The sequence below is a fragment of the Streptacidiphilus monticola genome (assembly GCF_042658505.1).
Classification (GTDB): Bacteria; Actinomycetota; Actinomycetes; order Streptomycetales; family Streptomycetaceae; genus Streptacidiphilus; species Streptacidiphilus monticola.
On record NZ_JBHSQJ010000064.1, the window covers coordinates 100,545 to 113,583 of the forward strand.

The 13,039-nt window shown below is 70.9% G+C and carries 13 protein-coding genes; 4 read left to right on the forward strand and 9 right to left on the reverse strand.

Features of this window, described 5'->3' with window-relative positions; genetic code table 11:
* Positions 1-51: 51 nt before the first annotated feature.
* Positions 52-3,012 carry a glycoside hydrolase family 2 TIM barrel-domain containing protein gene (locus tag ACFP3V_RS16030; RefSeq protein WP_380583855.1) on the reverse strand — a complete coding sequence of 987 codons (2,961 nt, stop codon included), beginning with the start codon at positions 3,010-3,012 and terminating at the stop codon, positions 52-54.
* 113 nt (positions 3,013-3,125) lie between these two features.
* A complete protein-coding gene (locus ACFP3V_RS16035; RefSeq protein WP_380583857.1) occupies positions 3,126-4,130 on the reverse strand; it encodes a LacI family DNA-binding transcriptional regulator in 1,005 nt (334 codons plus the stop codon).
* A 434-nt stretch (positions 4,131-4,564) separates the two neighbouring features.
* Here ACFP3V_RS16035 and ACFP3V_RS16040 point away from each other — a divergent pair, with 434 nt between their 5' ends.
* Both ACFP3V_RS16040 and ACFP3V_RS16045 read left to right on the forward strand, forming a co-directional pair.
* Positions 4,565-7,369 (forward strand): glycosyl hydrolase family 28 protein, encoded by a 2,805-nt coding sequence (locus ACFP3V_RS16040; protein ID WP_380583859.1) that lies wholly within the window; start codon positions 4,565-4,567, stop codon positions 7,367-7,369.
* A gap of 112 nt (positions 7,370-7,481) precedes the next feature.
* Positions 7,482-7,643: a nucleotidyltransferase domain-containing protein gene (locus tag ACFP3V_RS16045; RefSeq protein ID WP_380583861.1), complete on the forward strand. Its 162-nt coding sequence runs from the start codon at positions 7,482-7,484 to the stop codon at positions 7,641-7,643.
* 86 nt (positions 7,644-7,729) lie between these two features.
* On the opposite strand, the gene rpmF is transcribed toward ACFP3V_RS16045, so the two are convergent.
* From rpmF to rpmB, 4 genes are read right to left on the reverse strand one after another with little or no spacing between them, the layout of a single operon-like run.
* On the reverse strand, positions 7,730-7,894 hold the full coding sequence (gene rpmF, locus ACFP3V_RS16050) for a 50S ribosomal protein L32 (protein WP_380583863.1): 165 nt from the start codon (positions 7,892-7,894) through the stop codon (positions 7,730-7,732).
* Positions 7,895-7,920: 26 nt separating this feature from the next.
* Positions 7,921-9,123, reverse strand: a complete 1,203-nt coding sequence (locus ACFP3V_RS16055; RefSeq protein ID WP_380583865.1) for a CobW family GTP-binding protein — start codon at positions 9,121-9,123, stop codon at positions 7,921-7,923.
* Positions 9,124-9,134: 11 nt separating this feature from the next.
* On the reverse strand, positions 9,135-9,440 hold the full coding sequence (rpsN, locus tag ACFP3V_RS16060) for a 30S ribosomal protein S14 (RefSeq protein WP_380583867.1): 306 nt from the start codon (positions 9,438-9,440) through the stop codon (positions 9,135-9,137).
* Positions 9,440-9,676 (reverse strand): 50S ribosomal protein L28, encoded by a 237-nt coding sequence (rpmB, locus tag ACFP3V_RS16065; RefSeq protein ID WP_380583869.1) that lies wholly within the window; start codon positions 9,674-9,676, stop codon positions 9,440-9,442. Before rpmB ends, rpsN begins: the two co-directional genes overlap by 1 nt.
* A 160-nt stretch (positions 9,677-9,836) precedes the next feature.
* Here rpmB and rpmG point away from each other — a divergent pair, with 160 nt between their 5' ends.
* Both rpmG and ACFP3V_RS16075 read left to right on the forward strand, forming a co-directional pair.
* Complete coding sequence (rpmG, locus tag ACFP3V_RS16070) at positions 9,837-10,001, forward strand: 50S ribosomal protein L33 (protein ID WP_380583871.1); 165 nt, start codon at positions 9,837-9,839, stop codon at positions 9,999-10,001.
* 37 nt (positions 10,002-10,038) lie between these two features.
* Complete coding sequence (locus ACFP3V_RS16075) at positions 10,039-10,299, forward strand: type B 50S ribosomal protein L31 (protein WP_380583873.1); 261 nt, start codon at positions 10,039-10,041, stop codon at positions 10,297-10,299.
* A gap of 86 nt (positions 10,300-10,385) precedes the next feature.
* Here the strand turns inward: ACFP3V_RS16075 and ACFP3V_RS16080 are convergent, their stop codons facing one another.
* The 3 genes from ACFP3V_RS16080 to ACFP3V_RS16090 form a co-directional block, all read right to left on the reverse strand.
* On the reverse strand, positions 10,386-11,432 hold the full coding sequence (locus ACFP3V_RS16080; RefSeq protein ID WP_380583875.1) for a WD40 repeat domain-containing protein: 1,047 nt from the start codon (positions 11,430-11,432) through the stop codon (positions 10,386-10,388).
* Positions 11,429-12,400 (reverse strand): CobW family GTP-binding protein, encoded by a 972-nt coding sequence (locus ACFP3V_RS16085; protein WP_380583877.1) that lies wholly within the window; start codon positions 12,398-12,400, stop codon positions 11,429-11,431. The genes ACFP3V_RS16080 and ACFP3V_RS16085 overlap by 4 nt, the downstream gene beginning before the upstream one ends.
* A 196-nt stretch (positions 12,401-12,596) precedes the next feature.
* Positions 12,597-13,031, reverse strand: a complete 435-nt coding sequence (locus tag ACFP3V_RS16090) for a Fur family transcriptional regulator (RefSeq protein WP_380583879.1) — start codon at positions 13,029-13,031, stop codon at positions 12,597-12,599.
* Between the last annotated feature and the right edge of the window lie 8 nt (positions 13,032-13,039).

The following is a 13,039-nucleotide window of genomic DNA, read 5'->3' on the forward strand; positions in this document are numbered from 1 at the left end:
TGATGGGGGCGGGCTTACTGGACGGCCGGTGGGCGGGCGGGGAAGGCCCGCCTACCGGCCGGTGCTGAACTCCACTGAGAACACGGCCGGCACGGCGGCCAGCACGTCGGGCGCCAAGGGGCCGGGGCCGCAGGCCGCACTGCCCAGTCCGTGGTGCGCGTGGTCCAGATGCAGGTGGATCCTCCCGTCGCGGACGAGGTCGTGCTGGTGGTCCGCGGCGGTCAGGGCCGCGGTGCTCCAGGGGCGCACGGTCAGGTCGATGACCGGGTCGCCCGTGATCAGCAGGGTGCGGTCCGCAGTGGTGATGCGGGCGCGGCGCACGCGGTGGCGGTTGCCGTTCTCCTGCGGCCGGACGTACGGGGTCTGCATCGCCGAGACGGTCGACCGGTAGCGGCCGACGCGTGCCGCGGCCCGGGAGTCGCGGTACGCCTCGCCGGGGCCGGGGCCGAACCACTCGACCTCGGCGTCGGTTCCGGGCAGCGACATCGCGATCCCCAGCCGGGGCAGCGGCACCGTCCACGGTCCGTCGGGGGTGACGGCGGTCTCCAGGCGAAGCCGGGCCAGGCCCGTGTCCGGCTCGTCGCAGCCCGTCCAGCGGTAGACCACGCCGAGCCCGAAGGACGCCCCGGCCGGGGCGAGTCGGGCGGTGACCGTGAGTCCGGACCCGTCGGGCTCGACGCCCAGGATCTCGTGGCGCATCCGGTGCAGCCCTGCTGCTCGCCACCGGTCGGCCAGTGGTCCGCCTGAGCCGCGTACGTCGTTGTCGATGGGGGCGCGCCAGATGTCCAGCAATGGACCGGCCACCTCCAGGTCGCCGAACTGGAGCAGTGCCCCGCTGCGGGCGTCGAACCGTGCGGCGCCCAGCGCGAGGTACCCGTCGCGGGCGACGGCCGGCAGCGGTGTGAAGGGCTGGGGCGCCGTGGCCGGGGCGACCTGGGCCTGGCCCCAGGCGATCTCGTGGCCGGCCCCGGCCCAGGTCTCGTCGGCGGCGAGCACGGCGCTGACGGTCAGCCACACCTCGTGCCCCGAGCGGTTCTTGCGCGCGGAATCGAGGGCTGCGCGGACGTCGGCGGGCCATTCGACCTCGGTCGTCGCACCCGGGGCGGTGGCAGGCACGCTCAGGGCCCCCGAGCCCACCGACTCGCCGCCGTCCTCCATGGTCCACCGGAAGTCGAGGTAGCCGGTGTCGCGAACGTGGTGGAGGTTGCGCACCGAGATCCGCCGGTGCGCCGGGTCGATGCTGATCCGGACCGGCTCGATGACCTTCTTGAACTCCACCAGGCCCGGCGACGGGGTGCGGTCGGGGAACAGCAGCCCGTCGGCGACGAAGTTGCCGTCGTGGACCTCCTCCCCGAAGTCGCCGCCGTAGGCGTAGAACGAGCGGGCGTCGTCCTCGTCGGTGCTGCGGAGGATGCCGTGGTCGATCCACTCCCAGATGAAGCCGCCGGCCAGTCGCGGGTGCGCCTCGATGACCAGTTGGTAGTCGGTCAGGCCGCCGGGGCCGTTGCCCATGGCGTGTCCGTACTCGCACAGCACGGCCGGCAGGGCGCGGCGGTGGGCGTCGTCGGCCGGGTCGGCCGTCGGTGCCTCCTGGCCGCGCCCCACGGCGGCCAGTTCGTCCACGCCGATGTACATGCGGGAGTAGAGGTCGACGTAGGCGCAGCTCGCCCAGTCGCCTTCGTAGTGGATCAGACGGGTGTCGTCGCGCCGGCGGATCCAGTCGGCTGCGGCAGCGAGGTTGGCTCCGGTGCCCGACTCGTTGCCCAGGGACCAGACGATGACCGAGGGGTGGTTCTTGTCCCGTTCCACGAGTCGCGCGGCCCGGTCCAGGTATGCCTCGCGCCAGTCGGGGTCGTCGCTGGGATTGCGGCGCCAGCCGCCGGGCTCGAACCCGTGGGTCTCCAGGTCTCCTTCGCAGAACACCCAGAGCCCGTGCTCGTCGCACAGGTCCAGGAAGCGCCGGTCGGGCGGGTAGTGGCTGGTGCGCACCGCGTTGATGTTGTGCTGCTTCATCAGCAGCACGTCGGCCAGCATGGTGTCCTCGGTCAGGGTCCGGCCCGTCAGCGGGTGCCATTCGTGGCGGTTGACGCCGCGCAGGGAGATCGGCCGGCCGTTGACGGTCAGGACGCCGTCCACGACAGCCACGGTGCGGAAGCCGATGCGCAGCGGTACCCGCTCGCCCGCTTCGGAGACCAGTTCCCCGGCGTACAGGCGCGGATTCTCGTCCGACCAGGGCTCGACGCCCTCGACCACGTACGGGCCGGCCGGATCGGCGGCCACGATGCCGAGCTCGGGGACCGACAGCGACACCCGGTCGGGGGCGGTGACGTCGACGGCCAGGGTGCCCCGCCCGGTGGTGTGGTCGTAGGCGGCGCGGACGAAGAAGTCCTCGACGCCGCGGATGACCACGGACACCGACCGGAAGATCCCGGACAGCCACCACATGTCCTGGTCTTCGAGGTAGCTGCCGGACGACCACTGGTGCACCCGGACCGCCAGGACGTTGCGGCCGGGCCGCAGTTGTGCCGCGACGTCGAACTCGGTGGTCAGTCGGCTGCCCTTGCCGTCACCGAGCCGGATGCCGTTGAGCCACACCGCGAATGCGGAGTCGACGCCCTCGAAGCGCAGCACCGCGGACGCGGAGGGGAACCCGGCCGGGACGTCGAACGCGCGGCGGTACTCGCCGGTCGGGTTCCGGCGGGGAACGCGCGGCGGGTCGACCGGGAACGGGTAGCGGATGTTGGTGTAGGCCGGGGCGCCGTACCGCGGCTCGCCGGGCAGGCCGGTCATCTGCCAGCAGGACGGCACGGCGAGCAGATCCCAGCCGGTGTCGTCGAAGTGCGGCGTGGCGAAGTCCTCGGTGAGGTCGTCCAGTCCCGCCGCCAGCCGGAATCTCCAGTCGCCGTCCAGGGCGATCGTGGGCAGGTCGGTGGTGAACGCGGCGCGCGGCCGCAAGCGGCCGGTGCCAGGCGACCGGTCTTCGACGTAGGCGTTGGGGTCGAGATCGTTCATCAGTGGAGGTGCTTCCTCTCGGAACTCGTCGAGGTGACCTGGGGCCCTGAGTCGGCTGGGCGGGACCTGCTACCGGCTCCTGTGACGTGGGGTGCCGGTGAGCGCTCGTGACGCTAGGAGGCGCGGGGCGGGGCGCTGCTGGCCCGGACGGTCAGTGTCGGGCGCAGCAGCGTGAGGGCGTTGGTCGGCGGGCGGCCGGAGTCGACGGCGCGCAGCAGCAGTTCGACGGCCTGCTGGGCCATCTCGCGTTTGGGAAAGGTCACCGTCGTGAGCGCCGGGTCGATGCGGCCGACCTGGGCTATGTCGTCGAAGCCGACGACGCTGACGTCGCCGGGCACCTGGCGCCCGGATCGGATCACTGCCTCGATGGCGCCGACGGCCAGGATGTCGTGGGTGGCGAAGATCGCTGTCAGTTCCGGCTCCGCGTCCAGGGCCGCGTGGGCGGCGGCGAACCCGCCGGCGGCGTCGTCGCTGGGGCAGGTGAACACCTGGCGGTCGGCGATGGTCAGGCCGTCGGCGGCGAACGCCCGGCGCAGCCCGGCGACGCGGGGCGTGTGCGCGGGCAGGTCGGCGATCACCGCGACATTGCGGTGGCCGAGATCGCGCAGGTGGCGTCCGGCCAGGAAGCCGGCGTGCTCGTAGTCGATGGACACCACGGGGAGCGTGGTCGGCGGGTCGCCCTCCCAAGCGCACAGCGCTACCGGGAAGTTGGCGGCGGTGAGCATCGGCAGCTGCTGTTCGACGCCCTTGTCCCCCGCGACGAGCAGCGCGTCCACCGAGCGCGCGGCGAGGTTCTCCAGGTGGGCCCGGGTGTAGTCGGGGTCCTCGCGGGTGGTGGCGAGCAGCAGGTTGTACCCGTGGCCGACCAGGACGTTCTCCACCTCCTCGACCACCTCCGAGTAGAACGGATTGGCCACCGACGGCACGAACAGCCCGACGGTCGCCGTGCTGCCGGTGCGCAGCGACCGCGCCACCAGGTTCGGCGTGTAGCCGAGCTCGGCGATCGCCGCGGTCACCTTCTCCAGCGTCTCCGGCCGCACCTTCTTGCCTGCCACCACGTTGGACACGGTCTGCTTGGTGACTCCCGCGCGAGCGGCCACCTCCGCCATCGTCACCATGATCGCTCCCTGCAGCGTTTATCGATCCACGAAAGTGGCGTCAGCGTAGGCACCCCCGCAACAACGGGGCAAGGCTCCGTCCGAGTGTCGTGATCCAGCCGTTATGTAAGCCGGTTGAGAACCGCCCATGTCGGTGCCCTTACGCCGAACCGAAGCCGTCCGAACCCTTGACGCGTTCGGAAACGCGCCATTAACGTCCCCGCCACGCCGGTCTTATGGATCGGTCAAGGAAGTGAGCCGTTCCGGACCCTCCGCACACGGCGCCACTCGCTCTCCCCTGCCGTCAACTCGTGGCGCCGTGGGGCTCATCACGCTCGCGACAGCCCCAACGACCGCACCCCGCCCACCGGATGGCGACCACACTGCGCCGTCCCCAGGAGACGCCAGTTGCCCGAACAGACCTGGAAAGGTCTCGTCCCGAGGAGAAGACAGGCATGATCCGACCGGTCGGCGTCGACGCCGCGCCGAACACCGCCCCGCCGCGACGCACCTCGCGCCTGAGCCGCATCATCGCCACCGCTGCCGGCACCGCCCTGACGGCAGCACTGGCACTCACCGGCGCCGGCTCCGCCCACGCCGCGACCCCCGTCACGGTCCACACCTACGCACCGTCAGGTGTGGGCGGCGGCACGACGACCTCCCCCGACGTCGCGTCCGCCAAGTACCAGGTGCAGGTGGCCGGTACGCCCGTCGAGGCCGTGCAGTACACCGAGAACGGCCACAACTTCGACATCGCGCGCTTCGCCTCGAACTCCCGGACACCGACCATCACCGTCACGCTGCCCAGCACCCCCATCAGCACCGTCAACGTCTACCCGGCGCGCTACTACCCGTCCGGCAGCGTCACGGTGAGCTCGGACAAGCACACCCTCACCTTCCGGATGTCCGCCACCGCCGCGCTGAACGAGGCCATCGTCATGGTCAACGGCGACTCGACCAACGCCGCGGGCCAGCCCTACCTGGCGGTCATCAACGACCCGCTGGAAGACCCGGCGCAGCGTCCGGACACCACCAGCGCACCGGACGGCTCCGGGGTCAACCTGCAGACCGGCGTCCTCAACTTCCAGGAGTTCGCCAACAGTTACCTCGCCGCGCACCCGAACAGCGCGGCTCAGACGGCTCCCGCCGCGACGACCAGTTCCATGGCCGGCCGGACCGTCGACGGCACCGCGATCCCGGCCGGCCAGCAGACCTCGGCCGGCAGCCTGGTGAGCGCGACCAGCGTCAACGTGCGCTACCCCAACGAGCGCGTCATGGCCGCCGACGACGACACCTACGCCCTGCAGGCCGCGCTCCGGACCATCGAGGACCACCCCACCCAGCTCAACACGCTCTACTTCCCCAACGGCACCTACCTGTGGTCCGGACTCCTGGTCAACGGTCTCGACGGCAGCAGGCTCAAGGGCGGCAAGCTCAAGATCTACACCGACGAGGGCGCCCTGCTGCGCAACCGCATCCAGGCGTACATGGAGGCGTTCGAACCGGAGATCGCGATCGTCAACTCGAACAACATCGAGATCGACGGCCGCGGCGTCTTCGACGGCAACGGGGTGGCCAACTACAACGCCTCCAGCAGCGGCGACCTCCACGACGCCTACCGAAGCCAGCACCAGGGCGGCGTCATGGTGATGCACTCGTCGAACGTGACCTTCAACGACACCTACGAGCGCAACGCCAAGCAGTGGAACTGGGAGACCCACAGCGCCAACGACGTCATCTACACCAACATCAAGGCGCTCACCCCCTACCGGCAGCCCTGGATCGACGGCACGGACTTCGCGGGCGGCCAGGACATCACCGCCAACGGCGTCTTCACCCTCGGCAACGACGACGCATTCGCCTCCGGCCACTACGACCCCAGCAACGAGTTCACACCGCTCGCCTCCGGCGTCTGGAACAACTTCCACCTCGGCACCGCCGGCGCCGACATCCAGGGCTACGTCAACGCGGTGGGCGCCTACGACGCCGTCGCCCGCGAGCTGGGCTTCGACGCCAACCACTGGGACACCGAGGACTCGAAGAACATCTCGGTCAGCAACACGCTGAACTGGACCGTCGCCGCCGGAAACGCGATCCGGCTCGGCTGGCAGACCAACGGATACCGGCTCACCGACTACACGTTCGACAACTTCAACTCCGTGTCGGCCGCGGTCGGCGGCCTGTACGTGATGAACAGCCCCAACACCTACCCCCGCATCCAGAACATCGTGCTCAGGAACAGCTCGATCGACAACTCCCGCTTCACCGGGGCAGCCGTCAGCCTCAACGGCGGCGACGGAACCACCCAGACCGTCACCGCCGACCAGCAGGCGAACTGGGGATTCGCCCCCAACCCCGACGGATCCGGCGCTACCTACTCGTACACCAGGACCCCGATCGCCACCGTCACCCTCGACAACGTGTGGTTCTCCACCCCGAACACGACCAACACGATCACCGGAGTCACCAACGCGACCCTGAACAACCTCCACGTCGCGGGCCGCCTCGTCGAGTACACGAGCCAGTTCCCGCTGACGACGAGCGGGGTCAGCACGCTGACCACCACCTACACCGACGCCAACGGCCAGACCCGGAACGTCGAGCCCGGCGCCCCCACCAACGGCGACACCTGGGTGGGCGCCTGGACCGGCGACCAGACCAGCAACAACTCCTCGGACCTGACCCTCATCACCCGCAACACCGGCGACGGCCTGATGGGCGAGCAGTACACCACCGGAACCGGAGACGGGAAGCTCTCCTACCTCCAGTTCCCCCTCGGCAGCCTCACCACGGCACCGACCCGGGCGACACTCCACCTCACCTACGTCGGCCACCGCTATGCGTCGGTCCCCTCGACCGACACCGACCAGCTGCTCGTGCAACCCGTCAGCGACACCACCTGCACCGGCGGCGGCACCTCCTGCCCGACCACCACGATGACCTGGCAGAACCGGCCGAGCTTCACGGCCACGACCACCTCCGTCGCCAGGTCGGCCACCTTCAGCCTCGGCCCGGTCATCATTCCCGAGGGAGGCGGTACCCACCAGAGCAACGCCATCGACGGCCGCGACATCACCGTCGACATCACCCCCTTCGTCCAGAACGCCCTCGCCGACAAGCAGTCCACGCTGCTGCTCGCCGTCAGCGACACGACCACCAACCACGAGCTGCGCTTCGTCAGCTCCGAAGGCGCCACCGGCCCCGGGAAACTCACCAACGCCACCGCAGACATGGCCCCCGCGATCACCGTGACTCCCTAGACCACGGCACCACCAGCGCGAACGCGCACCACGATCGCCCCCAACCGCGCCGGTCGGCCCCCGCCTTCCGGCGCGGCGGCCTGGCCGGCCACCCTGCGCGAGCGGCCTTGCCGTGGCCGTTTCCGCACGAGCCGCGGCGCACCCTGGGAGTCACTTTCCGTGCCTGTCGCCGGAGCAGCAGGTCTCTTTCCACGAGGGCTACGAACCGGCTGATCACGACCGTCACGACATGGCCCGACTCCGGCAGGCTTTCGGGATCGCCACCCACTTCTGACGAAAGGTCCAAGGGCCCGGCGTGGACCGTTCGCGGGTTCTTCCACGAACGGTCCACGCGGTCCCGGTCAGACTCGCCGCAAGCCCTCAGAGCGTGAGAAGTCCCCGCTGGTAGGCCCTGACCAGGTTCCGCGGCACGAGGTGTTCGCGGCCGTCGAGGGTGATCGGGACGAGCGGGGGTGCGGTGGCTTTCCACTGGGCCCGCCGGTGGCGGGTGTTGCTGCGGGAAGTCTTGCGCTTGGGTACGGCCATGGTGTCTCTCGCTTCGTGACGCGGGGTCAGGCTACGGGGTCGAGCAGGTCGCGGAAGGCGTCGGGCAGCAGCTTCCAGCCGGATTCGCCCGCGACGAGTTCCTCGTCGGTGAGCAGGCAGGAGTCGAGCAGCTCGACGATGCCTTCGCGGTCGAGTCCGGCTGCGGTGAAGACCAGCTGCTGGACGCGGTCGCCGTGGACGGGGTGCCAGTCGAGTGCGGCGGCTGCGCGGCGCTGCGCCGGGTACTGCTCCCATTGCTCGTCGTTGAGGGCGGCGAGCCACGGGCCGCAGTCCTCGACGACGAGGCCGGCTCCGGCGGCGTCCCAGGCGAGCATGGTGTCGGGGCGGTTGGCGAGCCAGAAGCGGCCGCGGCTGCGGTGCGCGGCGGGCACCAGTTCCTCCAGGGCCGCGTGGAACCGTTGCGGGTGGAGGGGGCGGCGGCGTTCCCAGACGAGGGTGCTGACGCCGCTGTGCTCGGCGGCCTGCGGGAGCTGTGCGAGCGCCGGGTTGACGCGGTCGCGGGCGGCGGTGATGTCGAAGCGGCAGTCGGTGATCGCGGCGAGCGCTCCGGTCCCCAGTGCCAATCGCCGTGCGGTGGGATGGAGTTGGTGGACCATCGCGACGCCGGCCAGTCGGCGTTCGCGTTCCTCCGTGGCCCCTCCCCCGTGCGGGGCCCGGGGGACCACGAGGTGGTGGGCATACTCGATCTGATGTGCCAGCGCGTCCGCGAGGGTGCGGTGGTCGTCCGGACAGGTGTGCAGGCCGTGGTCGCGCAGGTCTTCCGAAACCGACAGATGGGCCACGAGCCGCAGCGGATCCACGGCGGCCAGGACCGCGCAGACGCGTACGTCGTCGGCGAGTTCGCGGCCGTCGACCTCGCCCTCGGCGATGATCTCGGTGACGGGGTGGGGGTCGCTACCGCCCCACAGTTCGACGACGGCGAGCGGATGCCGTCCGCTGCGGGCGAGTTGCCGGAGCTGCGGCAGCAGGTCCGCGCGGGCCGCGCAGCACGGGCAGTCGTTCGTCAGCGGGACGTCAACCTCCGCGGCGAGCGGCCCGTCAAGGGTGCGCAGCGAACGGTGCACGACACGTGCGTCGGCGTCGCGCAGGTCGTGGTGGACCACCACGGCGCCTGGGTGTGCCGCCAGGAGTTCCGCGACGGTCGCGCGGCGGACCTCGGCATCGACGCCGGCGACGACGGCCAACGGGAGCTTGGCGTGATCGGACATCAACGGCCGCCTCACCAGCTGGACTTGCGCACGCCCGGCAGCTGCCCGGCGTGGGCGAGGGTGCGCAGGTTGATCCGGGAGAGGCCGAAGGCGCCCTGGTAGCCGCGGGGGCGGCCGTCGAAGCTGTCGCGGTTGCGCAGCCGGGTGGCGCTGGCGTCGCGCGGCTGGCGGGCCAGCTCACGCTGGGCTGCCGTGCGTTCGGCGTCGGTGCTGCGCGGGGAGGCGATGGTGCGCTTGAGCTCGGCACGGCGCTCGGCGTAGCGGGCGACGATCGCGCGGCGCCGCTCGTTCTTGGCGATCTTGCTTGCCTTGGCCATCAGACCCGCTCCCCTCGTGCGCGGATGCGGGCCACGGCGGCCTCGATGCCGATGGTGTCGACCGTCCTGATGCCCTTGGCGCTCAGCGTCAGCCGCACATGGCGGCCTTCGCTGGGGAGCCAGTAGCGCTTGTGCTGGATGTTGGGGTCGAAGCGGCGCTTGGTGCGGCGGTGCGAATGCGAGATCGCGTGGCCGAAGCCGGGCTTGCGGCCGGTGAGTTGGCAGTGGGCGGACATGGCTGACTCCGATGCGGGTGCGGGTAGGACGGACCAACGGACCGGCCGCGTCCGGGAGTACGCGGCCGGTGGCCGTTGTCCTGACGCTACATTAGATGAAAACGACTTCCATTTCGCTAGGATGGGTCCCCAGCACACGCCGACGATTCGGAGGACGTCCATGGCCCGCAACGAACTGCGCCCGATCATCAAGCTCCGCTCCACGGCAGGGACCGGCTACACCTACGTGACCCGCAAGAACCGCCGGAACGACCCCGACCGCCTGGTGCTGCGCAAGTACGACCCGGTCCTGGGCCGGCACACGCAGTTCCGCGAGGAGCGCTGAACCCGCCCCCACCCATCACAGCGAACGAGAGGCCCTCATGAAGCCAGACATCCACCCCGCGTACCGGCCCGTCGTCTTCCGCGACCGGGCTGGCGACTTCGCCTTCCTCACCCGCTCGACCGCCACCAGCCAGAAGACGGTGGTGTGGGAGGACGGCATCACCTACCCGGTCATCGACGTGGAGATCTCCTCGGCGAGCCACCCCTTCTACACCGGCAGCGCACGCGTCGTGGACACCGCCGGCCGTGTCGAGCGCTTCCGCCGCCGCTACGGGGGGCATGAAGCCGCCCGCTGGTGACGCGTTCGGACAAGATCCCCGTGCGCGATGCCCGAAGGCCCCGGCAGTACTGCCGGGGCCTTCGGGCATCGTGGACGTGCCGCCGGTCAGCGGGTGAGTGCGGCGGGCAGGCGGGTGGCGCGGACGCGGCCCTGCCAGTCGGCGTGGACGAGCAGGTCGGGGCCGGACCAGGCCAGGGCGGTCACCGCCTGGTCATACTCGGTGGCCTGAGTGGGTGTCAGCTGTGCGCCGGGGCGTCCGGTGGTGGCCCGCCACAGGGCGAGGACGCCTTCGGCTCCGGCGCTGGCGAGCACACCGCCTCCGCCGGGCCGCCAGGCCAGCGCGGTGACGGTCTCGTGGGCGCGCAGCGTGCGCGGGCGCGTGCCTTCGGGGCCGGGTCCGGCGAAGTCCCAGACGGTGATGTCGGGGGCTCCGTCGGAGGCCAGCCAGAAGCCGGTGTCGTCGAAGGCCAGGCGGCTGATCTTCTCCGGGTAGCCGTGCATGGTGAGGTCGCCGATGGGGGTACCCCCGGCCGAAGGCTGGGGGAGGATGCGCCAGATGTGGATGGAGGCGTCCTGGTTGCCGCTGCAGATCCACTTGCCGGTCGGTGCGATGGCCAGCGCCAAGTGCGAGCCCAGGTAGGGGTATTCGACGACGGGTCGGCGGCTGTGCCGTTCGTAGCAGCGCACGCCGTTGTAGGCGGCGGTGGCCAGGCGGCGTCCCTCGCGGTGCCAGGCGAGGTCGGTGACGGTGCTGGGCGCCGGGTCGGTGGTCCACAGTTCCCGGCCGTCGACGCCGAGCACCAGGGCGCGGCGTCCGGAGGCGACGGCGACGCGGTCGGTGCCTGCCCAGCGCACCGCGCTGGACCAGGCACCGGTCGCGGCGACGTGCGTGGTGCCCAGGGCCCGGCTCCACAGCGCGTGGCCGAAGGGTCCGGCGAGGGCCAGGTGGGCTCCGTTCGGGGAGAGCCCTGCGGCCAGGATGCCGCCGGGCAGGGTCACGGTGGCGACCGGCTCGCCGGTGGCGGCGTCCAGGACCCAGGCGGTGCCGTCGGCTCCGGCGACGGCGACCAGGCCGGCCGCGGCGGTGACGGCGACCGGGGCGTCATCGACGACGGTGTCCCAGGCGGCGTCGGCGGTAGCGAGAGGGCTCATGCGGGCACCCCCGCGGTGGTGAGGCAGGCGGCGAAGCCGGTGTTCAGCCGCTGCCGGTCGAGGTTGCGGCCGATGAACACGAGCCGGTTGCGGCGCTCCTCCCCTGCCTGCCACTGGCGGCCGTTCTCGCCCTCCAGCAGCATGTGGACGCCCTGGAAGACGTACTGCCGGTCCGAGCCGGCCAGGGCGAGGATGCCCTTGGAGCGGAAGATGTCCGCGCCCTGGGTGCGCAGCAGGGTGCCGAGCCAGGCGTTGAGGCGGTCCTCGTCGAGTTCGCCGGCCAGGTCGATGCCGACGGAGGTGACGGTGGTGTCGTGCTGGTGCTCGGTGTCGGTGAGGAACTGCGGGTCGCTCTCCAGCACCCGGTCCAGGTCGAAGGCGTGCACGTCGAGCACCTTGGCGAGATCGACGTCCGCCTGCTGGGCGGGAAGGATCTCGGCGAGAGCGTTGATGCCCCGGATGCGGGTGACGACCTGGGCGAGCTGCTGATCGTCGACCAGGTCGGTCTTGTTGAGCACCACCTTGTCGGCGAAGGCGAGTTGCTCGACGGCCTCGTTCTCCACGCCCTCGGGCTTGGCCTCGTCCAGATGGGTCTGGACGTGGGCAGCGTCGACCAGGGTGACGATGGCGTCCAGACGCAGCTGGGAGGCGATCTCGTCGTCCATGAAGAAGGTCTGGGCGACGGGGGCCGGGTCGGCCAGGCCGGTGGTCTCGATGATGATGCGGTCGAAGCGCTCGCGGCGGCGCATCAGTGCGCTGAGGATGCGGATCAGGTCGCCGCGCACGGTGCAGCAGATGCAGCCGTTGTTCATCTCGAAGATCTCTTCCTCAGCGTCCAGCACGAGGGCGTCGTCGATGCCGACCTCGCCGAACTCGTTCTCGATGACGGCGATCCGCAGGCCGTGCTGCTCGGTGAGGATGCGGTTGAGCAGGGTGGTCTTGCCGGAGCCGAGGAAGCCGGTGAGCACGGTGACCGGGACGCGGTCGTCGGTGGGCAGTCGAGTTGACGCACCATCACGATGTCGTCGTCATTGAGTTTCAGCTGCCGTCTGGCCTGGCCCTTGATGGCGTTGACGCGGACGGTGTGTTCGGGCGAGGGGCGTCTGGGCATGGCGAGGCGGTCCCTTCTGCTCGGGCCGGGGAAAGGAAGGACGAGGGGGTGGTTCAGGGACAGGCGGTGGCGCAGGCGGCGCACAGGCCGGTGAGTTCGACGGTGTGCTCGACCTGGGCGAAGCCGTGGGCGGCGCCGGTTCGTTCGGCCCAGGTCTCGACGGTGTCGGAGTCGACGGCGACGCTGCGTCCGCAGGAGCGGCAGATCAGGTAGTGCCGGTGCTCGCGGCCGGGCCGGTAGCGGAACAGGCGCTCGCCGTCCGTGTCGCGGACGGTGTCGGCGCGGCCGGCCTCGGCCAGCGCGGTCAGGGTGCGATAGATCGTGCTCAGTCCCACCCGGGTTCCGGCGGCGATGAGTTGGGCGTGCAGGACCTGGGCGCTGACGAAGTCGTCGACGGCGAGCAGCGCTTCGAGGACCGTGCTGCGCTGGTGGGTGAGTCGGCCGATCAGGGCGAGTTCGTCGGCGGGTTGCGGCTGGGTCGCGTTCACGGAGGTCC

Coding starts and splice junctions, on each gene's coding strand:
- ACFP3V_RS16035 (WP_380583857.1), bottom strand. CDS start 4,130: ATGGTGACGATGGCGGAGGTGGCCGCTCGCGCGGGAGTCACCAAGCAG.
- rpmB (WP_380583869.1), bottom strand. CDS start 9,676: ATGTCCGCCCACTGCCAACTCACCGGCCGCAAGCCCGGCTTCGGCCAC.
- ACFP3V_RS16080 (WP_380583875.1), bottom strand. CDS start 11,432: ATGAGCCCTCTCGCTACCGCCGACGCCGCCTGGGACACCGTCGTCGAT.
- rpmG (WP_380583871.1), top strand. CDS start 9,837: ATGGCCCGCAACGAACTGCGCCCGATCATCAAGCTCCGCTCCACGGCA.
- rpsN (WP_380583867.1), bottom strand. CDS start 9,440: ATGGCCAAGGCAAGCAAGATCGCCAAGAACGAGCGGCGCCGCGCGATC.
- ACFP3V_RS16055 (WP_380583865.1), bottom strand. CDS start 9,123: ATGTCCGATCACGCCAAGCTCCCGTTGGCCGTCGTCGCCGGCGTCGAT.
- ACFP3V_RS16075 (WP_380583873.1), top strand. CDS start 10,039: ATGAAGCCAGACATCCACCCCGCGTACCGGCCCGTCGTCTTCCGCGAC.
- ACFP3V_RS16040 (WP_380583859.1), top strand. CDS start 4,565: ATGATCCGACCGGTCGGCGTCGACGCCGCGCCGAACACCGCCCCGCCG.
- ACFP3V_RS16030 (WP_380583855.1), bottom strand. CDS start 3,012: ATGAACGATCTCGACCCCAACGCCTACGTCGAAGACCGGTCGCCTGGC.
- rpmF (WP_380583863.1), bottom strand. CDS start 7,894: ATGGCCGTACCCAAGCGCAAGACTTCCCGCAGCAACACCCGCCACCGG.